At 45.6% G+C, this 16,970-nt stretch carries 18 protein-coding genes and 1 pseudogene; 15 read left to right on the top strand and 4 right to left on the bottom strand.

All coding sequences use genetic code 11. From position 1 onward, the window contains the following. The first annotated feature begins 267 nt into the window (after nt 1-267). The 7 genes from QFZ78_RS22865 (at nt 268) to QFZ78_RS22835 (ending at nt 7,638) form a co-directional block, all read left to right on the top strand. A complete protein-coding gene (locus QFZ78_RS22865) occupies nt 268-1,812 on the top strand; it encodes a M23 family metallopeptidase (RefSeq protein ID WP_307550957.1) in 1,545 nt (514 codons plus the stop codon). Nucleotides 1,813-2,062: 250 nt separating this feature from the next. Then, the gene (gene yycF, locus QFZ78_RS22860) at nt 2,063-2,782 is read left to right on the top strand and encodes a response regulator YycF (RefSeq protein ID WP_307550955.1); all 720 of its coding nucleotides are present in this window, start codon (nt 2,063-2,065) and stop codon (nt 2,780-2,782) included. Nucleotides 2,783-2,784: 2 nt separating this feature from the next. Then, on the top strand, nt 2,785-4,617 hold the full coding sequence (gene walK / locus QFZ78_RS22855; RefSeq protein ID WP_307550953.1) for a cell wall metabolism sensor histidine kinase WalK: 1,833 nt from the start codon (nt 2,785-2,787) through the stop codon (nt 4,615-4,617). Continuing rightward, nucleotides 4,614-5,903: a YycH family regulatory protein gene (locus QFZ78_RS22850; protein ID WP_307550952.1), complete on the top strand. Its 1,290-nt coding sequence runs from the start codon at nt 4,614-4,616 to the stop codon at nt 5,901-5,903. The genes walK and QFZ78_RS22850 overlap by 4 nt, the downstream gene beginning before the upstream one ends. 40 nt (nt 5,904-5,943) lie before the next feature. Beyond that, nucleotides 5,944-6,252, top strand: a complete 309-nt coding sequence (locus QFZ78_RS22845; RefSeq protein WP_307550951.1) for a two-component system regulatory protein YycI — start codon at nt 5,944-5,946, stop codon at nt 6,250-6,252. Continuing rightward, nucleotides 6,236-6,772, top strand: a complete 537-nt coding sequence (yycI, locus tag QFZ78_RS22840) for a two-component system regulatory protein YycI (protein WP_307550949.1) — start codon at nt 6,236-6,238, stop codon at nt 6,770-6,772. Before QFZ78_RS22845 ends, yycI begins: the two co-directional genes overlap by 17 nt. A gap of 65 nt (nt 6,773-6,837) precedes the next feature. After that, a complete protein-coding gene (locus QFZ78_RS22835) occupies nt 6,838-7,638 on the top strand; it encodes an MBL fold metallo-hydrolase (RefSeq protein WP_029196125.1) in 801 nt (266 codons plus the stop codon). Here QFZ78_RS22835 and QFZ78_RS22830 read toward each other — a convergent pair. Next, nucleotides 7,607-7,816, bottom strand: coding sequence for a hypothetical protein (locus QFZ78_RS22830; RefSeq protein WP_029196124.1), 210 nt, complete (start codon nt 7,814-7,816; stop codon nt 7,607-7,609). The two genes, QFZ78_RS22835 and QFZ78_RS22830, sit on opposite strands and share 32 nt — an antisense overlap. A gap of 222 nt (nt 7,817-8,038) precedes the next feature. On the opposite strand from QFZ78_RS22830, the gene QFZ78_RS22825 reads away from it, so the two are divergent. From QFZ78_RS22825 to QFZ78_RS22805, 5 genes and pseudogenes are all read left to right on the top strand, one after another. Then, on the top strand, nt 8,039-9,262 hold the full coding sequence (locus QFZ78_RS22825; RefSeq protein WP_307550946.1) for a S1C family serine protease: 1,224 nt from the start codon (nt 8,039-8,041) through the stop codon (nt 9,260-9,262). 85 nt (nt 9,263-9,347) lie between these two features. Next, complete coding sequence (locus tag QFZ78_RS22820; protein ID WP_063860151.1) at nt 9,348-9,515, top strand: CxxH/CxxC protein; 168 nt, start codon at nt 9,348-9,350, stop codon at nt 9,513-9,515. A gap of 99 nt (nt 9,516-9,614) precedes the next feature. After that, nucleotides 9,615-10,094: a 23S rRNA (pseudouridine(1915)-N(3))-methyltransferase RlmH gene (gene rlmH / locus QFZ78_RS22815; RefSeq protein ID WP_307550944.1), complete on the top strand. Its 480-nt coding sequence runs from the start codon at nt 9,615-9,617 to the stop codon at nt 10,092-10,094. A 43-nt stretch (nt 10,095-10,137) separates the two neighbouring features. Further along, a pseudogene (locus QFZ78_RS22810) lies at nt 10,138-10,298 on the top strand (winged helix-turn-helix transcriptional regulator); the annotation flags it as partial. A 49-nt stretch (nt 10,299-10,347) separates the two neighbouring features. Further along, complete coding sequence (locus tag QFZ78_RS22805; protein ID WP_307550943.1) at nt 10,348-10,989, top strand: MarC family protein; 642 nt, start codon at nt 10,348-10,350, stop codon at nt 10,987-10,989. 141 nt (nt 10,990-11,130) lie between these two features. On the opposite strand, the gene QFZ78_RS22800 is transcribed toward QFZ78_RS22805, so the two are convergent. Then, nucleotides 11,131-12,390, bottom strand: coding sequence for a sensor histidine kinase (locus QFZ78_RS22800; RefSeq protein WP_307550942.1), 1,260 nt, complete (start codon nt 12,388-12,390; stop codon nt 11,131-11,133). After that, on the bottom strand, nt 12,390-13,067 hold the full coding sequence (locus QFZ78_RS22795) for a response regulator transcription factor (RefSeq protein ID WP_307550940.1): 678 nt from the start codon (nt 13,065-13,067) through the stop codon (nt 12,390-12,392). The genes QFZ78_RS22800 and QFZ78_RS22795 overlap by 1 nt, the downstream gene beginning before the upstream one ends. A 214-nt stretch (nt 13,068-13,281) precedes the next feature. Between QFZ78_RS22795 and QFZ78_RS22790 the strand changes: the two genes are divergently transcribed. From QFZ78_RS22790 to QFZ78_RS22780, 3 genes are read left to right on the top strand one after another with little or no spacing between them, the layout of a single operon-like run. Further along, on the top strand, nt 13,282-14,019 hold the full coding sequence (locus tag QFZ78_RS22790) for a polyphosphate polymerase domain-containing protein (RefSeq protein WP_307550939.1): 738 nt from the start codon (nt 13,282-13,284) through the stop codon (nt 14,017-14,019). After that, nucleotides 14,016-14,696, top strand: coding sequence for a DUF4956 domain-containing protein (locus tag QFZ78_RS22785; RefSeq protein ID WP_307550938.1), 681 nt, complete (start codon nt 14,016-14,018; stop codon nt 14,694-14,696). The genes QFZ78_RS22790 and QFZ78_RS22785 overlap by 4 nt, the downstream gene beginning before the upstream one ends. Before the next feature lie 21 nt (nt 14,697-14,717). Beyond that, nucleotides 14,718-16,484 (top strand): carbohydrate-binding domain-containing protein, encoded by a 1,767-nt coding sequence (locus tag QFZ78_RS22780; protein WP_307550937.1) that lies wholly within the window; start codon nt 14,718-14,720, stop codon nt 16,482-16,484. Nucleotides 16,485-16,626: 142 nt separating this feature from the next. On the opposite strand, the gene QFZ78_RS22775 is transcribed toward QFZ78_RS22780, so the two are convergent. Then, nucleotides 16,627-16,794 (bottom strand): hypothetical protein, encoded by a 168-nt coding sequence (locus QFZ78_RS22775; RefSeq protein ID WP_307555848.1) that lies wholly within the window; start codon nt 16,792-16,794, stop codon nt 16,627-16,629. Between the last annotated feature and the right edge of the window lie 176 nt (nt 16,795-16,970).

Below are 16,970 nucleotides of genomic sequence, written 5' to 3'. Positions count from 1 at the left end.
GATGTCCCCTTTCAATTTTCATGCTAATTCGTCAATCCTTGGAGCAATGCGCATAATCTCTTGGATTTTCATACAAAAAATTGAATTTTTAGTGCCTTCTTTTGGTGATGGACACGAATCTATCACATGGATTTCGAGTATTTTGTTGAAATAGGCAGAGAAAGTGTGTTAAATTTAACAAAAGGCTGACATCCTTTATGGATATTATGTCTAATCAAGGTTTATTTATGTATCTACGGATGCAAAACCGTTCAAAGGGAGAAGATCATGACAGGTTTCAGGGGAATGCGCTTTGTCATGGATCTCATCAAGAGATTCACGCCTAAGCGAGAAAGCTTGACCGGAAATGAATCAATATCAGACAAGCAGCTGGAAGAATCAACGACAACAACGACGCTAACGGTAATGAAACGACATAAATGGTCCCTTGCTCTGGGAGTTAGTGCAATCGCGCTAACTGGGATAATTACGTTTACTGGACATCAATATGTAGAAGCAGGCATGGTGAATGTGTACCATGTGAAGCTGGATGGCCAAGAAATAGGTATTGTAAGTGACAATAAAATTATTGATGAATATAAGCAAAGAAAACCGCAAGAAGTGCAACAAAAATTCCCAGATGTACATGTCGTGTTGAAAACAAATGGAGTCACCTATGAGTCTGAAAGGGCTTTCAACGTAAAATCTGATGATTCAGCTGTTTTGGCAACACTTGATAAGCTGCTTGTGCCGCAACCGGTCGGCATTGAATTGAAGGTAGATGGGAAAACCATCGCAATTGTGAAGGATCAGCAGACGGCTGATCAGATTCTTGAACAAGTAAGTGCACCCTTTGCGCCTAAAGCCAAGGAAACCGCTAAGGTGGCTGTCCTATCAACAGGGTTAGGTGAGGATATCACAACAGCACCATCGGAACTCGAGAAAGTAGAGTTTATTCAGCAGGTGGATACCAAGGAAGTTCCTATCGAACCCGATGATTTGGCTAAACCGGAAGATGTCGTTAAGAAGCTCAAGACCGGTGATGTACAGCCAGCCAAGTATACGGTTGTCGAAGGAGATTGCGTTTCCTGTATCGCGAAGAAATTAGGGATTACGAAGCAATTCATTTATGATAAAAACCCCGGCATTCAAGATGATAAGCTGAAAATTGGCAACCAACTTGATGTGACGGTGCTCAAACCAACGCTCTCTGTTAAGACAACAGAACGGGTTGTACAGAATCAGGAGATTCAATACGACACTGAGTATGTGAAAGATGATTCACTTCGCGTAGGTGTTGTTCAACCGATAACCGCTGGGAAGAATGGGCTGAAGAAGGTTACGATACAAGTGACGAAGGTCGATGGTTTAATGACCGAAGAGAAGCTTGTGAATGAAGAGATCATTGATAAACCTGTTATGGCTAAGGTGAAAAAAGGAACCAAAGTCATTCAAGGCGAAGGCTCAGGGAAGTTCGCGTGGCCAGTCATTTCTCCAAGTATTTCAAGTACGTTCGGCGTGCGATGGGGTAAGCTTCACAAAGGGATTGATATCACAGGCAACAGGAATATCATGGCGGCCGATAACGGCAAAGTCACGGATAGCGGTTATAAATCCGATTACGGCAATTATATCATTATTAATCATTTGAACGGTTACGAGACGTTATATGGTCATTTGAGCAAAATCACCACGACCGAAGGTACTATCGTCGAGAAAGGCGATAAAATCGGTATTATGGGAAGTACAGGCGACTCCACAGGTGTTCACTTGCATTTTGAGATTCACAAAAGTGGCAGTGTGGAAAACCCATTAAAGTATTTAAATCGTTAAGATGAGATAGAGGCAAGGTCAAACCGGACAACTCGGGGGCCTTGTCTCTTTTTTTCAAAATATGAAGAATAAGCTTAGGCATAACCGGAATACGCATACTATTTGGTCGTTCAATATTGATTTGCCTCGATAGAGGTATTCTCACTTGAATGTATGATAAAATAGAGGGTAGTATGCAGGAAATAGACTGACTTTACATGCTCGTCCTAGTAGGACGTAGTCATTTATCCTTGAGTAGGCGGTGGTAGGTTTGTTTGGTAAAATTCTCGTGGTGGATGACGAACAACCGATTGCAGATATTTTGAAATTTAATTTGGAAAAAGAGGGCTACCAGGTCATCTGTGCGTATGACGGCGGAAGCGCTGTAGAGCTTGCTTTCTCTGAGCAGCCCGATCTGATATTGTTGGATCTCATGCTGCCTGTGAAGGATGGGATGGATGTGTGCCGAGAGGTTCGCTCGAAGCTGAATACTCCTATCATTATGCTTACAGCTAAAGATACAGAACTGGATAAAGTGCTTGGCCTAGAGATGGGCGCAGACGACTATGTGACCAAGCCTTTCGGCACTAGAGAGCTGCTTGCCCGAGTGAAGGCGCACCTGCGCAGACAGACGAAAGCGCAGTCGGCTCCAAGCGAGTCTGACACGCAGCGCAATGGATTGCGTATTCATGCCCTGTTTATCGATAACGACATGTACATGGTGTATAAAGATGGTACACCACTCGATTTGACGCATCGGGAGTTCGAGCTTATTCAATATTTGGCCAAAAATTCAGGCAAAGTGATGACACGCGAGCACCTGCTGCAGGCTGTGTGGGGCTTTGAATATTTCGGCGACGTACGAACAGTCGATGTAACGATTCGGCGCTTACGAGAAAAGTTGGAGACGGACCCGAGCCGTCCGGAGTATATTATGACGCGCAGGGGCCTCGGCTACTTAATGCGTAGTCCTAAGGCCGGAGGCTTCTGAGCATGAAGGGCATCCGCTTCTTTCAATCGATTCAAGCGAAGCTGATTATAATTTATGTCTTACTCATTCTGATCGCGATGCAGCTCATTGGCGTGTATTTCTATAAGACAGTCGAGACGTATTTCAAGAATGACTTTTTGACTTCACGCAACAGTCAGGTGACGCTGCTGACCGGCTTTGTAGGGTCGTACCTCACAGGGGATCAGGACAGCAAGAACGCTGCTGAAGGCAAGAAGACATATGCGGATTTGAATGAATTCGTCAGCAATTTATTTTCCATTAATAATGCGGAAATTCAAATTATAGATGCGAACGGGAACGTCATTAGTACATCGGTTCCTAATCATTTGAAACAAAAAAACACACAGCCGGAAGTCATCAGGGCGCTGCAGGGGATTAAGGATAACCAACGGATCTTCACGGATGAGGATGGTTATCGGAAGGTCATTATCGCCAAGCCGGTAGGCAGCGGTGCCCGTGTCCTGGGTGCAGTATACATTATAGCTTCCATGGAAGATGTTTATAAAACGATCCGATCGATTAACCGCATCCTCATCTCGGGAACCTTGATCGCTCTGGGGCTAACCGCTATTCTTGGTGTGCTTCTTACCAGTACGATTACGAATCCGATCAAAGAGATTACGAAGCAGGCGACGGCTGTCGCCGAGGGTAACTTTGATCAACAGGTTATTATTCAAGGGACCGATGAGATTGGACAGCTCGGTCATACGTTTAATTTTATGATGAATAGGCTCAAAGAAGCGCTCTCGCTGAATGAAGAAGAGAAGGAGAAGCTCGCTTCGATCTTAACGAATATGAATGACGGAATCATTGCCACGGACGATAAAGGTCATGTCATCGTGCTTAACCGCAGGGCGAAGCAGATTCTGCAAACGGAAGAGGAAACGACGCTCGGTCTGGATATATCCGAGGTACTCGGTATTCCGATGGATACGATTCGCGGTTTCCTCCAAGGTCATGTTAGTACGACGCTGCTGGACATTCATCTCCCCGATGATGATGAGCAGCTATCCGTACGTATCACGTTCACGCCGATTCACCGAAGAGGTGAAGGACAGAACGGGATTATTGCGGTGCTGCAGGACGTAACGGATCAGGAGAAGCTGGAGCAGGCGAGGCGCGAGTTCGTAGCGAACGTGTCGCATGAGCTGCGTACGCCGCTGACGACGATCAAGAGCTATCTGGAAGCGCTTGATGATGGTGCGATCGAGGAGCCGCAGCTGGCTTCACGCTTCATTAGTGTTACGCGCAGCGAGACGGAGCGGATGATCCGTTTAGTGACGGATCTCTTGCATCTATCGAGGCTTGATTCCAAGCAATCGATGATGAGTAAATCCTCGACGCTTGTGAGCGAGATGCTGGAGGAGGTAGCCGACCGGTTCTCCTTCCAGCTGCAGCAGCGGAAGATTCAAATTCTAATTCATGTGGAGCAGGGCGTGACCAGTTTGCTGCTCGATCGGGATAAAATTGATCAAGTACTCGACAACCTCGTGTCGAATGCGATTAAGTATACGGGCGATGAAGGGGCCATCCGGCTAGAAGCGAGGAAGATCGAGAAGGATGTGCTGGAAATTTCGGTCCAAGATAACGGAATCGGTATTCCGAAGAAAGATTTATCCCGTATTTTTGACCGATTTTATCGGGTGGACAAGGCGCGTTCCCGCAATATGGGCGGTACAGGGTTAGGTCTATCTATTGCCCGGGAAATAGTAAAAGCACATGGCGGCTCGATTATTTTGGAGTCGGAACTGGGACAAGGCACTCGTGTTGTATTCACACTGCCGATTCAGCAAGAGGAGGAAGATGAGCTATGATCGAGAGTCTGAAATCCATTCTTCTTGTTGTCTTGATTGGGACGAGCTTGTACCAAAGCTTTTATCTAGCTTCGTACAACCCGCCGAAGATAGAGCCTATCCAACAAAGTAATTATGTCCAGACGGAGACATTAGGGAAGCAATCGGAGCTGCATGACATGCTATTCCCTGATCAAATTATCGTTCATTTAGGCAATCAGCAGCACTCTGTTCTGTATCCAAACAATTACTACTACACACGATTGCTCGATAATATTAAGCAGCGAAGTTTTAAAGGCTTTCGCAAAACATCGATGTATTTGGTCAATGTGAACTGGGAAGAAGTTCGAACGAAACAGCAAGGGGTTGAGATTCGGTTCCGGGACGGTATCCCTTTTACCATTCTTCAGCAGCTTCTTCGAATTGAAGGCGAAATACCGATTGATAATGATAAAATAACGCGAATTTGGATCTACTCCAAGGACAATAACGAGGATGTTCGTGCTTTCTTCTTTACAGATTCCCCGGGCGTTGGGTACGAAGTCATCGGGGCCGATTTTACAAGTAAAGATGTGGAAAATTTCGCTGCATTTGGTGATCTGACGAATCTATACAAAACGACAAACAGTGGAGATTACTATCTCCCAATAAAGCCGCTTCGACTGCCCAATTATATATTTACTTATAGCTTGCTGACGGCAGACCAATTGAAACAAAGTCTATTCGTCGATCCTGGCATTACACGTTATCTCAAAGAACGGGATGGTTCTGAAATTTATACGGATAGTAAGCGTGGTTTCCAGTTAAATCGAGATCTGCGGTGGGTTACGTATTCGGATCCTGTTGCGCCAGTGGAAAGTAAAACAGAGGTATTGGAAGATTTGCAGGCTGGAATCAAATTTATTAATCAGCATATCGGCTGGGATGGGAAATATGTGGTTTCCCGCACGCCGCAGAAGCAGTTAATCGATAATCACTCGTTCACGTTCCGACAGTACTATGAATCCTTGCCGATTATTACGCCGCAGCCGGAAGGCTTTGGTTCTATGAAAATGCAAGTTCAGAAAGGGATTATTTCCGGATTCGAGAGGTCGATGATTATTCCCGATTTGAAGACGGTACAACGACGTGATTTCGAAATCATGTCTGGTGACGCTTTGGAAGAAAGGCTGCAGCATTATCAGAAGCGATCTAGTATTGTGTCTATTTTCCCGGCGTATCGTCCAGTAGTAACGGAAAAGACGCTTGTATTGACGGCAACATGGGCTATTGAACTGCGCGATGGTACGTATGATTATATGGAGTAAGCATTTTTCATTTCTGAGGAAAGGTTGGTGAGATCAGATCATGAATTGGAGTCGGGCTAAAACGATTTTGATTTGTTCCTTTTTGATGTTGAATATGATTCTTGGTTTCCAACTTTGGTCCACCAATCGTTCCAATCAGACGGAAATCGCTTTGGACACATCGAGTACCATTGAAGAGCTGAATCAAGCGCTCAAAAATAAAAATATACGGCTTATGGATGAGTTACCGACGGATCAACTAAAGTTGAAAGTCATTACCGTGAAGTATGACGATAATATGAAGCCCGGTGAGCCGAAGACGTTGAGAACGCCAATTAACATGAGTAATCTTCTTGGTAAAGGGGGCTAGTAAAGAAGTTCAAGCGCAATCGGAAATTCCGAATTTTGGCTTGTACCAATTGGATTCGGCAAGTAGTAGAAAAGGTGTCTATGTGTTCACTCAGCTATATGGTAAACTTCCGCTCTTCGATGTTACGGTGGAGTTGAGTGAGAACAATGGAGAAATTACCAGTTACCGTCAAGCTTACGTTGAAGTAGAATCAGGAGTAGAGCAGACGGAGCAGAAGTTGATCCCCGCACAGTTAGCTGTCCGCAGCTTAGTGGACAATTATTTGAGTGATGGCACCATAATTACGGAAGTCAGACTGGGGTATCACGGACAGCCGTATAATTCAGAAACGCAACCGATGTTTCCGCATTGGCGGATTACGATCGATAACGGAGATTTTTATTATTTGCAAGCTTTCAATGGAGCGGTTGAGTCTCCACAGAAAAGGTCTGAATTGGCTCCATTTGGTAAGCAAGTGGATGGTGCGAAAACAACGGAGAACCCTGAAAATAGCGAGGACAAGAGCAAGGATAAGAAGTAAGCAAGTGTGATAGTCAACAATGGACGGCAAGATGGATGACATGTAGGCATAGAGGAGTAGGGAAGATGGGTATGAGGTTTACGGTACTGTCGAGCGGTTCGACGGGTAATGCGACGGTGGTTGACAATGGTGAAATCAAGCTGCTGATTGATGTGGGATTTAGCGCCAAGAAGATGGAGCTGTTAATGAAGGAACGTGAGCTCGAGGCGAGCAGTATTGATGCCATTCTGGTCACACATGAGCATTCAGATCATATTAAAGGGCTTGGAGCACTGGCTCGCAAATATGATTTGCCAATCTACGCGAATGAGAAGACTTGGGAAGAGCTTGATCGTCAGATCGGTGTGATCGCGGAAGGCAATAAGCGGGTCATGGAAACCGGAGGTATCGAGGAATTCGGTACGCTGCGTGTTGAATCATTCGGAATATCACATGATGCAGCGGAGCCGGTGGGGTATTGCTTTTATGAAGGGGAACAGAAGTTAAGCGTTGTAACGGACTTGGGATACATGAGTGAGAAAGTCAAAGAAAAGATTACGGATTCAGATAGCTTGGTACTGGAGACAAATCACGATGTGGACATGCTGCGCGTGGGGCACTATCCATGGAGTATTAAGCGTCGCATCCTTGGGGACAAGGGTCATTTATCCAATGAAGCTGCAGGGGAAGCGCTCTGTGACGTGCTGACGCACAAGACGAAATCCGTCTATATGGCTCATTTAAGCCGTGACCATAATTTAATGGATTTGGCCAGGCTAACCGTGAATAACATAGTACAAGAGCGTGCCCCTGAAGCTAAACAGCTGCGGCTGATGGATACATATTTTGACCGCTCTACGAAATGGGATGTATTGGATTCGGAGTAAGCGCAGCGTCGAGTTCTTTGGATTTGAGCTGGATCTCCTGCGCGGTGATGAGACCCTTATCGATCAGAACTTGAATGAGAGATGAGAGGACGAGGGACTGGTGGTAGTGGCTATCTTTGAGGTCAGCGAGCTTACCAATCATGTTAATTTCATCAAAATGGGAAGGAATACGGTTCATTCTGAGCAATCTCCTTTATTTGTATGATTTAAAATTTCAGTTAACTCTAGTATTTCGTTAAGAGATTTGGTTTACTATTATTGTAGGCAAGAAGTGAACGAAACATTCCTGTTTTTTGAAATATAACAATACAAGGCAAGATCGAAAAACAATCCAAGATAAAATAAACAATCCAAGGCGAGAGCGGCATGGTTTAACCCCCATCAGCGAGGAGGGACCGATATGAGTTTGTTTGATGATGATTTTTATTCCACCAAGAGGTCCAGACAGCGCCAGGATTCTTGGCGTCCCAAAGGGACAGGGGCATTCACAAGCTTCGCGGGTCGCAGACGGAATGTGGCCCTCATTGCTGGCGTAGGCGGAGCGTTGGCCATGCTTTTGCTGATCGGGTTAGTAGGCGGCTTCGGGAAAAGTGACTCGTCTGAGGCGGCGCTAGCTATACCAGCTTCTGCGGCAATGGCGGAAGCACATCCGATGAACATCAACGATTCGGTCGTGGCGGCAACGGAGAAAATAAAGCCTGCTGTGGTCAGCGTAATTTCCTCGAAGAAGGATGATAAAGGGCAAGAGAGCGGACTCGGGATCGGCTCGGGTGTTATTTTCGCAAGGAATGGTGATAAAGTTCGAATTGTGACGAATAGTCACGTTGTTGAGAATGGGAACCAGTTCGAAATTGTTAATTTCCAAGGGGAGCATCGCAAAGCTACTCTTATCGGTCGCGATCGGATTACGGATTTGGCTGTACTGGAAGCAGATGGAAAAGACATCAAAGTACTTGCTGAATTTGGCGACTCCGAAACGCTGCGAGCTGGGGAGATGGCGATTGCAGTAGGGAACCCACTTGGACTTGGATTCTCGCCAACCGTTACCCAAGGTATCATTTCTTCGCCAAAACGAACGATACCGGTTTCGCTGGCACGTGAAGGCACGGATTATGACTGGGAGATGGATGTTATCCAAACGGATGCGGCTATCAACCAAGGGAACAGCGGTGGACCTCTAGTGAATATTGAGGGCAAGGTTATCGGAATCAATTCCATGAAGATATCAGATACGGGTGTGGAAGGGTTAGGTTTTGCCATTCCTATTAATAGTGCGAAGCCAATTATTGAGAGCTTGATCAAGGATCAAAAGGTGAAAAGACCGTTGATGGGTGTTTCGACGCAGGAACTGCAAGCTTTTAAAGGGACGGATGTATTAAAGCTCCCTGCAGATGTTAAGACTGGAGTTATCGTCTTCGATGTGTCGGGACCTGCCAAAGATGCGGGCCTCAAAGCGCAGGATGTCATTGTCCAGTTAGATGACCGCAAAATAGACAGCACAATCTCGCTGCGGAAATATTTGTACACCGAGAAGAAGATCGGCGATAAGGTCAACGTGGTGTACTACCGCGGCGGTAAGAAGCTGAGTGCGGTGGTTACATTGGTTGAAGCGATGGATAAGTGATGAATGATGAAGATACAAGATAAGTGATATTTGAAGAGATACAAGATATGCGTGGACAGAAACATTGCGGATGAGAGGTACTTGCATGCATGTAGTTTGTAAAGATCATGTAGAAATCGCGATTGATGAGTTTGTTGATGAGTATGAGGAAGCTCCGGACATTGTGGATCTGCAGAAGACCCACTTCGCTAGTTGGGAGCCGCCGACGCACTGCGAACACTGCAAGGAGTTAGCGCGATTTCTAGTTGTATGAGGAAGGCGGAGGCCTTCCTTTTTTGTTTGGGTTGGGAGCGGGTCGATCCACACGAACTGGACGAGTTTGATTGGATCAAATGAGGGGAGATTGTCGGATATGCATATACAGATATTAACCGTAGGGAAATTGAAGGAGCGCTATCTCGTGGACGGGATCGCGGAGTATGTGAAGCGCCTTGGGCCGTATGCCAAGGTGCAGATGATCGAGGTGCCGGATGAGAAGGCACCGGAGAACATGAGCCCTGCTGAGGAACAGCAGGTGCGGGTGAAGGAAGGCGAGCGGCTATTAGCCAAGCTCGGATCGGACGTGTACGTCGTGGCGCTGGCTATCGACGGCGAGATGTGGACGAGCGAGCAGCTGGCAGGCTCGCTCGATAAGTTGGCCACCTATGGGCGAAGCCAGGTGGCCTTCGTGATCGGCGGCTCGCTGGGGCTATCGAGCGAGCTGCTGCGCCGTGCGGATATGCGGCTGTCTTTTGGCCGCATGACGCTGCCGCACCAGCTGATGCGGCTGGTGCTGGTGGAGCAGATTTATCGTGCGATGCGGATAAATCGGGGGGAACCGTATCATAAATAACGGTATGATTATGAGGAAAGATTTAGGGTGTGTATCGAATTGAGTATATCCTGAAGTCCCCCCAAAGGTTGAATATTCCATGACTGAACTTAGGATGACTTTATACCCATAGTTGATATGATGTATGATTGGGGAACCAAAAGAATGGTGGCCATTAAGCAGGGAATTCATTCTTTGGAAAAGGACATGACCAATACGGATTAAGAACTATTAAAAAATAGACAAGGAAGAGCATACAACTAGGAGATACTACATGGAACTGTACACATCATTTTTATTGCTGAGCCTCACTTCATTCTTTACACTTATTAATCCACTTGCCATCATGCCCATCTTTATGTCGATGACAGCCGATCTTGAAGCACAGAAGAAAGTCCATACTGCTCGTAAAGCAGTAATTGTTTCATTTTTTACATTGCTCATTTTTTCAACTACGGGCGAATGGGTATTTCACTTTTTCAACATTTCAATTAACAGTTTAAAGATTGTCGGTGGGGTTATTTTCATTTTAATGGGACAGGATATGCTTCAGGCACGGCTTGTTCGTACAAAGGTTGATAAAGCGGATGTCGATGCATATGTAAATGATATTTCCATTACACCATTGGCTATTCCAATGATTTGTGGTCCTGGTGCAATTACTAATGGAATTGTTCTTATGGAATCTACGACAAATGTTATGGAGAAGATTATATTAATAGCTGTGATTGCGGTTGTACTTATGCTTACATACATTGTCCTTGTTAACTCAACTACAATTTATCGATTGATTGGTCCAACAGGCAACAATGTGCTAATGCGTTTAATGGGACTAATTGTTATGGTGATTGCCATTGAGTTTATGGTTAGTGGAGCTACGCCGATTATCCAGCAAATTTTGAAAATATCGCCTTAGCGGTGTTACGTTAAACCGTACCGTAAATAGTGGTGAAGAAACGCTGAAAAGCCCTTTCATGGGGCTTTTTTTCGTTAGCTGTAATTGTAGTACTACAGAAAAGAAGCTCATTAGCGGGGTCTGTGGCTCTTCGTCCTACCCTTATGGAAGTTGAACGTAAAACGACGTGGTCTCATTCAGTACACTTTTCGCGTAAATCTTTCCTTTATGCTGCTCGACAATGGATTTGGCTATAGCTAGTCCCAGGCCATAGCCGCCTTGCTTGCGTGAACGAGATGCATCAGCGCGGTAGAAGCGGTCGAAGATTCTTTCCAGGTGCTCGGGTGAGATGCCTTCGCCTGTGTTGGTCACCTTTAGCCTAATATCGTTATGATGCTTCTTGAAGGTTAGTGAGATAGATCCTTTAGCATTGGTGTATTTGATGGCATTATCCAAGAGAATCATGATCACTTGTTTAATTTGCTCGCTGTTGCCGTGTAGGGTCAAGTTAGGTTCAATCTCATAATTCAGTGAAATATTGTTCTCGAACATAACGGCTTCCATCGTTAGAATGACGCTTTCAACAGATTCGCTCACGTTGAAGTTCGTGAAAATCATACTTGCTCTGGAATCATCCATTTCAGTTAGGTACAGGAGATCATTGGTCAACGTCTTCATTCTTTCCGTCTCTGACTTGATACGGTGCAGCCACTTCGATTGATTGTGAATCGTATCTTCGCTATTGGATAAGAGAACGTCCGCATTGGTGTTAATGACGGCTAATGGCGTTTTCAATTCGTGGGAAGCGTCGGCGATAAATTGCTTCTGTTTATTGAAGGCTTCTCTGACCGGAGCGATGGAGCGGTTTGCAAAAAATCGGCTCGTAAAGAAGATGACGATGAGCATAACCAATCCCACGATGGAGAACGTATAAACTAGATTCTTAAGGATGTTCTGCTGAGCAGTGACGTCGAGGTAGACGACGGAATTTCCCGTTTCATTTTTCTGCACGATATAAGCCCATGTATTGCCATCTAGGTTAAATTGGCCGTTATCCGAGTTATTGGAGGCGGCTTTCTTTATTGCCAGGTCGTAGAATTCGGTGTCCATGTCAAATCGGGATTTGGTGGCTGTGATCTTCCACTGTGCGTCTGTTTGCAATAAGAAAGAGACTGAGCGTTCCGGCGAAAGGTTGGCATTTACCTTGGACTCTTGTGGGGGATGATCCCCGTCTGGTCGCGGCTCTCCCTTTTTTCCGCTAGGCTTGAGGAAGAAGTCGGATACTTTATGCAGCTCCATTTCGATATCGCGCTGTACATTCTGATAGGTAATCGTATAAATGGCAGCAAAGGCCAAGAGCATGATGAAAGAGATGATGACCAAGTTAGCGATAAGAAATCGATTGCGAAGCTTGCTGAACATTAGGAGGTCACCTCCAATACATAGCCTACGCCTCTAATGGTGTTTATTCGGACTGACGAATTTAGAAATGCAATTTTTTTTCGTAAAAATGAGATGTAAACTTCCACGTTGTTATGTTCAACCTCGGAATCGAAACCCCAAAGCTTTTCGATGATCTGTTCTTTAGATGTTACCGAAAGCTTCCTCGACATCAGCAGCTCCAGTAATTCGCTTTCTTTTAAAATCAGCTTGAGTTCCTTTCCTTTGCACGTAAGCTTGAGATTCCCTGTATTCAATTCGATATCTCCGAACTTTAACGCATCCTCCGGCACAACCTCGCCCTTGCGTCTTAAAGCCGCTCTAATTCTCGCGAGCAGTTCCTCGGTCGAAAACGGTTTGGCTACATAGTCGTCTGCGCCGTAATCCAGACCTGAGATCTTATCGGATATTTCGCCCCTAGCTGTAAGCAAGATAACGGGAGTCGAGATCCCTTTGCTGCGAATTGTCTTCAATAAGGTGATGCCATCCATCTCAGGCAACATAATGTCGAGCAATAACAGATCATATATGCCGCTTAATGCATGATCCAGCCCAGATTGGCCATCATGAACGGCGTCGACGGAGTAATTGTGTTTTTTTAAGATTTGGGTTAAAGCCTCAGCTAAATGAACTTCATCTTCTACAATTAATATTCTCATGAATGCTTCCCCTTTTTATGTCAGTTTGATAAAGCCGCGCTGCATGACTTCATTATAGGGATCGAACCTTTAATCAAACTTAATCTTAACACGAGCCTAGAGCTTAACAAAAAATTAACATGGCATTCGACATTTAAGTTTCACTAAAGGTTCGAGGGCTAATATACAGACATGAAGCAGCAAGCACTTGCAAAGGAGAAAGGGGAACATCACCATGGCGATTGAAGTATTCAACCGATATGAAAACAAGTATCTGATGGATAGCAAAGCCTTTTACGTTTTATATAACCGATTGCTTGAATATATGGAGCTCGATGAATACAACAAAAACGATAAGTTCTATTCGATAAGCAACATGTATTACGATACCGAACATGATTCTTTAATCAGGAATAGCTTGGCGAAACCAAAGTACAGGGAGAAACTCCGAATAAGAGCCTACGGCATTCCTGAAGAGGATGGCAAGGTGTACTTAGAGCTTAAGAAGAAGGTATTCGGTTTAGTGAACAAAAGAAGAACGGCGCTAATGCTGAACGAGGCTTATGATTTTGCCCGCTCTGGTGTTGAGCCGGAATTCAAGTCTTATATGAACAAGCAAGTTATCCAGGAAATCAAATACTTCCTTCAGCGATATGACCTGCAGCCCAAAGTGTATCTGGCTTATGACCGAATTGCGATGTTTTGCAAAAATAACCGAGATCTGCGGATTACATTTGATACGAATATCCGATCTAGGAGGTATGACCTCAAGCTTGAAAATGGGGATCAAGGGGAATCGCTAATCAGCCGCGGGCAATGGTTGATGGAAGTGAAGGCGGAGAAAACAATACCCCTCTGGTTGTCGAGAATGCTGTCGGAACACCATATGTTTCGAACAAGCTTCTCCAAGTACGGTAATGAATACAAAAAAATGCGAAATGAAAGATTTGCGGGGGAGAGAATTCAATTATGATAGAATCCATTTTTGCTCAGGCGGTATCGAGTTCGGAGTTAACCTTAGTCCATGCGTTGTTAACCATCCTGATTTCTATCGCACTAGGTGCGATTATCAGCTTCACTTATATGAAAACTCAACCTATGTATAATCAGAGTTTCACTTTGACAATGATTGTGCTGCCTGTGATTATAGCGGTTATTATCCTGTTGATCGGCAACAACATCGCTAGAGCTTTTAGTCTTGCCGGAGCATTTTCCATTATCAGGTTTAGAAGCGCTCCCGGAGATCCGAAAGATATCGCGTTCGTCTTATTCACAATGGCTGCAGGACTGGCTTGCGGCGTAGGATCATTCGGTTACGCGGTGCTGTTCACGATTGCTCTTTGCTTACTCATGTTTTTTCTGAAAGCTATCAAATTTGGAGCTAAAAAATCCGCACAGAAATTGCTGAAAGTCACGATCCCAGAAAATTTGGGGTACGAAGAAGCTTTTGATGAGATCTTCAAGACTTTTAAGATTGATTACGAGTTGAGAAAGGTTAGAACGACCGAGCTGGGTAGTTTGTATGAGCTTGTATACCTGGTTGCCATTGATCATCTCACGAACCAGAAAGAATTCCTCGATGCTGTCAGGTGCAGGAACGGAAACTTGGATATTACCCTAACGATGAGTCCAACCGTATCAGAATACTAAAATGAGAGAGGTAGATGAGATATGAAAAAACTTTTAATAACAAAACAAGCGGGAGTAGTTCTATTATGTGCTGTTATAGCATCAGCATGCAGCAATCAAACCGACACATCAACTTCCAATACAGAGGCCTCACCGACTGTATCGGTTCAACCGACGGCAACCGCCGCGTCAGGGGTACAAGCAACCAGTACCGATTTAATCCAGAAGGTTGAGTATGCCGACGATGACAAGTACATGGATTGGAGTGCATCCAATCCTACCGAAATCAAGCTGAATGGTACCACGGCAACGATTAACGGGTCAGGGGCAGAGGCGAAGGAAAGCACCGTTTCGATCACAGCGGCCGGAACGTATGTAGTGAGCGGGAAACTGGATAACGGTCAAATCGCTGTTAACGTAAAGGATGAAGGAATCGTTCGCTTGGTATTAAACGGAGCGGAGATTTATAACAGCAATACCTCGGCTATCTTCGTCGAAGAAGCAGGGAAGACGATTATCTCATTGCCAGAGGGAACAACGAATCTGGTATCAGACGGAAAAACGTACGTCTACCCGGATGCGTCAACAGACGAACCCAATTCGGCTATCTTCAGCAAAGACGATCTTACGATCAATGGTACCGGAAAGCTCGTTGTTCAAGGAAATTATAACAATGGGATCACGAGTAAGGATAAGCTGAAAATAACGGGAGGAACACTTGATATTCATGCCGTTGACGATGCACTTATGGGGCGCGATTTGGTGGCTGTCCAAGAAGGCAGTATGACCATAGAAGCGGGAGGACACGGGATCAAAACGTCGAACGATACAGAGGGCTCCGAAGGTTACATTGACATTGCCGGCGGTTCGTTAAACATCAATTCCGGTGAAGATGCCTTGCACAGCAGCGGCGGTCTTCACGTAAATGGGGGAGAAGTGCTTATTAATGCCGGCGACGATGGAATCCATGCGGAGGTCTCGATCGCAATCGCGGGAGGCACGATCGATATCGCCAATAGCAATGAAGGGATCGAAGCCCCTATGGTCGTGATCTCAGACGGTAAAACAAGTGTTGTCTCGAGTGACGACGGCGTGAATATCTCATCGGGAGATGCCGAAACCGCTGGTGGAGGTGGGCTCGGTGGACCTGGTGGAAATCAATCTGGCACCGCTTCAAGCAACAAACTTACGATTAGCGGAGGGAATCTAACGGTTGATTCGAAAGGCGATGGTTTAGATTCGAACGGTTCGATTGCAATGACCGGCGGTACCGTTATCGTTAATGGGCCAATTGAGAACGGCAATGGCTCCTTGGATTACGACGGGACATTCGAAATGACGGGCGGATTTCTGGTTGCCGCAGGCAGCTACGGCATGGCGCAAGCCACGTCCGAGCAATCGACACAGCCAGGCGTACTGATGATCTATTCGAAAGCGCAGCAAGCAGGCGCTATGGTTCATCTGGAAGATAGCGATGGCAATACGGTTCTAACATTTACACCGCCGAAAAGCTATCAGTCTTTGTTCGTCAGCTCCCCGACAATGAAGAAGGATGCTTCGTACACGCTTAGCTCGGGAGGAACGTCGACTGGTAGTCAAGTGAACGGCCTCTATGACGGCGGCGAGTACCAAGGTGGCACTAAGGTGGTTGATTTTACAACGTCGAGTGTCATAACCTGGTTGTCCGAATCGGGTGTGACCGCGGCAAGAAGCGGGATGGGAGGGCCCGGCGGCAATCGAGGACAGGGCGGAGGCAGAGGTGGAATGCCACCGGCAGGTGGTGGAGAACCGCTGCAAAGGACGCAGTAATTTATCAAGTTAGCTCACGAATTTCCATGGGTGATCGAGGCTGTCTTCGAGGATCACTGCGAATTTAAGGGTACCCAATTCGGGTGCCCTTTAAATTCGCCTTTTTAGAGTGATACAGAGAGCCGTGGAGAGAAACTACATATTACAATTTAGCAAACCATTTCTTTGACTTCACAATCACAATTACGGCAACGAGCCCCCATAGCCACACTATACATTCGATTGCCCACAACGGTAACATCTTAGCTTGATAAAGACCCGCAAAAAAATCGATTAGAGCATGAATCAAAACCGCATAAAGCAAGTACACGGCCTTTCTTGTCCGAATCCCGTACAAAACAGTTAATGAAATTGCAATTTGGATAAATTCGCCGGTATGCGCTCGAACGCGCCTAACCAATATTCATGTTGCGGTGTATGAATCATTCGGTCTTTGAGCCTGTAGCGAGGTCGGTTTTGAACAACTCCTTTGTAAGCAGGGTAGCT

It is taken from the genome of Paenibacillus sp. V4I5, assembly GCF_030817255.1.
In the GTDB taxonomy this organism is placed as follows: Bacteria; Bacillota; Bacilli; order Paenibacillales; family NBRC-103111; genus Paenibacillus_E.
This window is presented reverse-complemented; position numbering and strand designations above follow the sequence as displayed.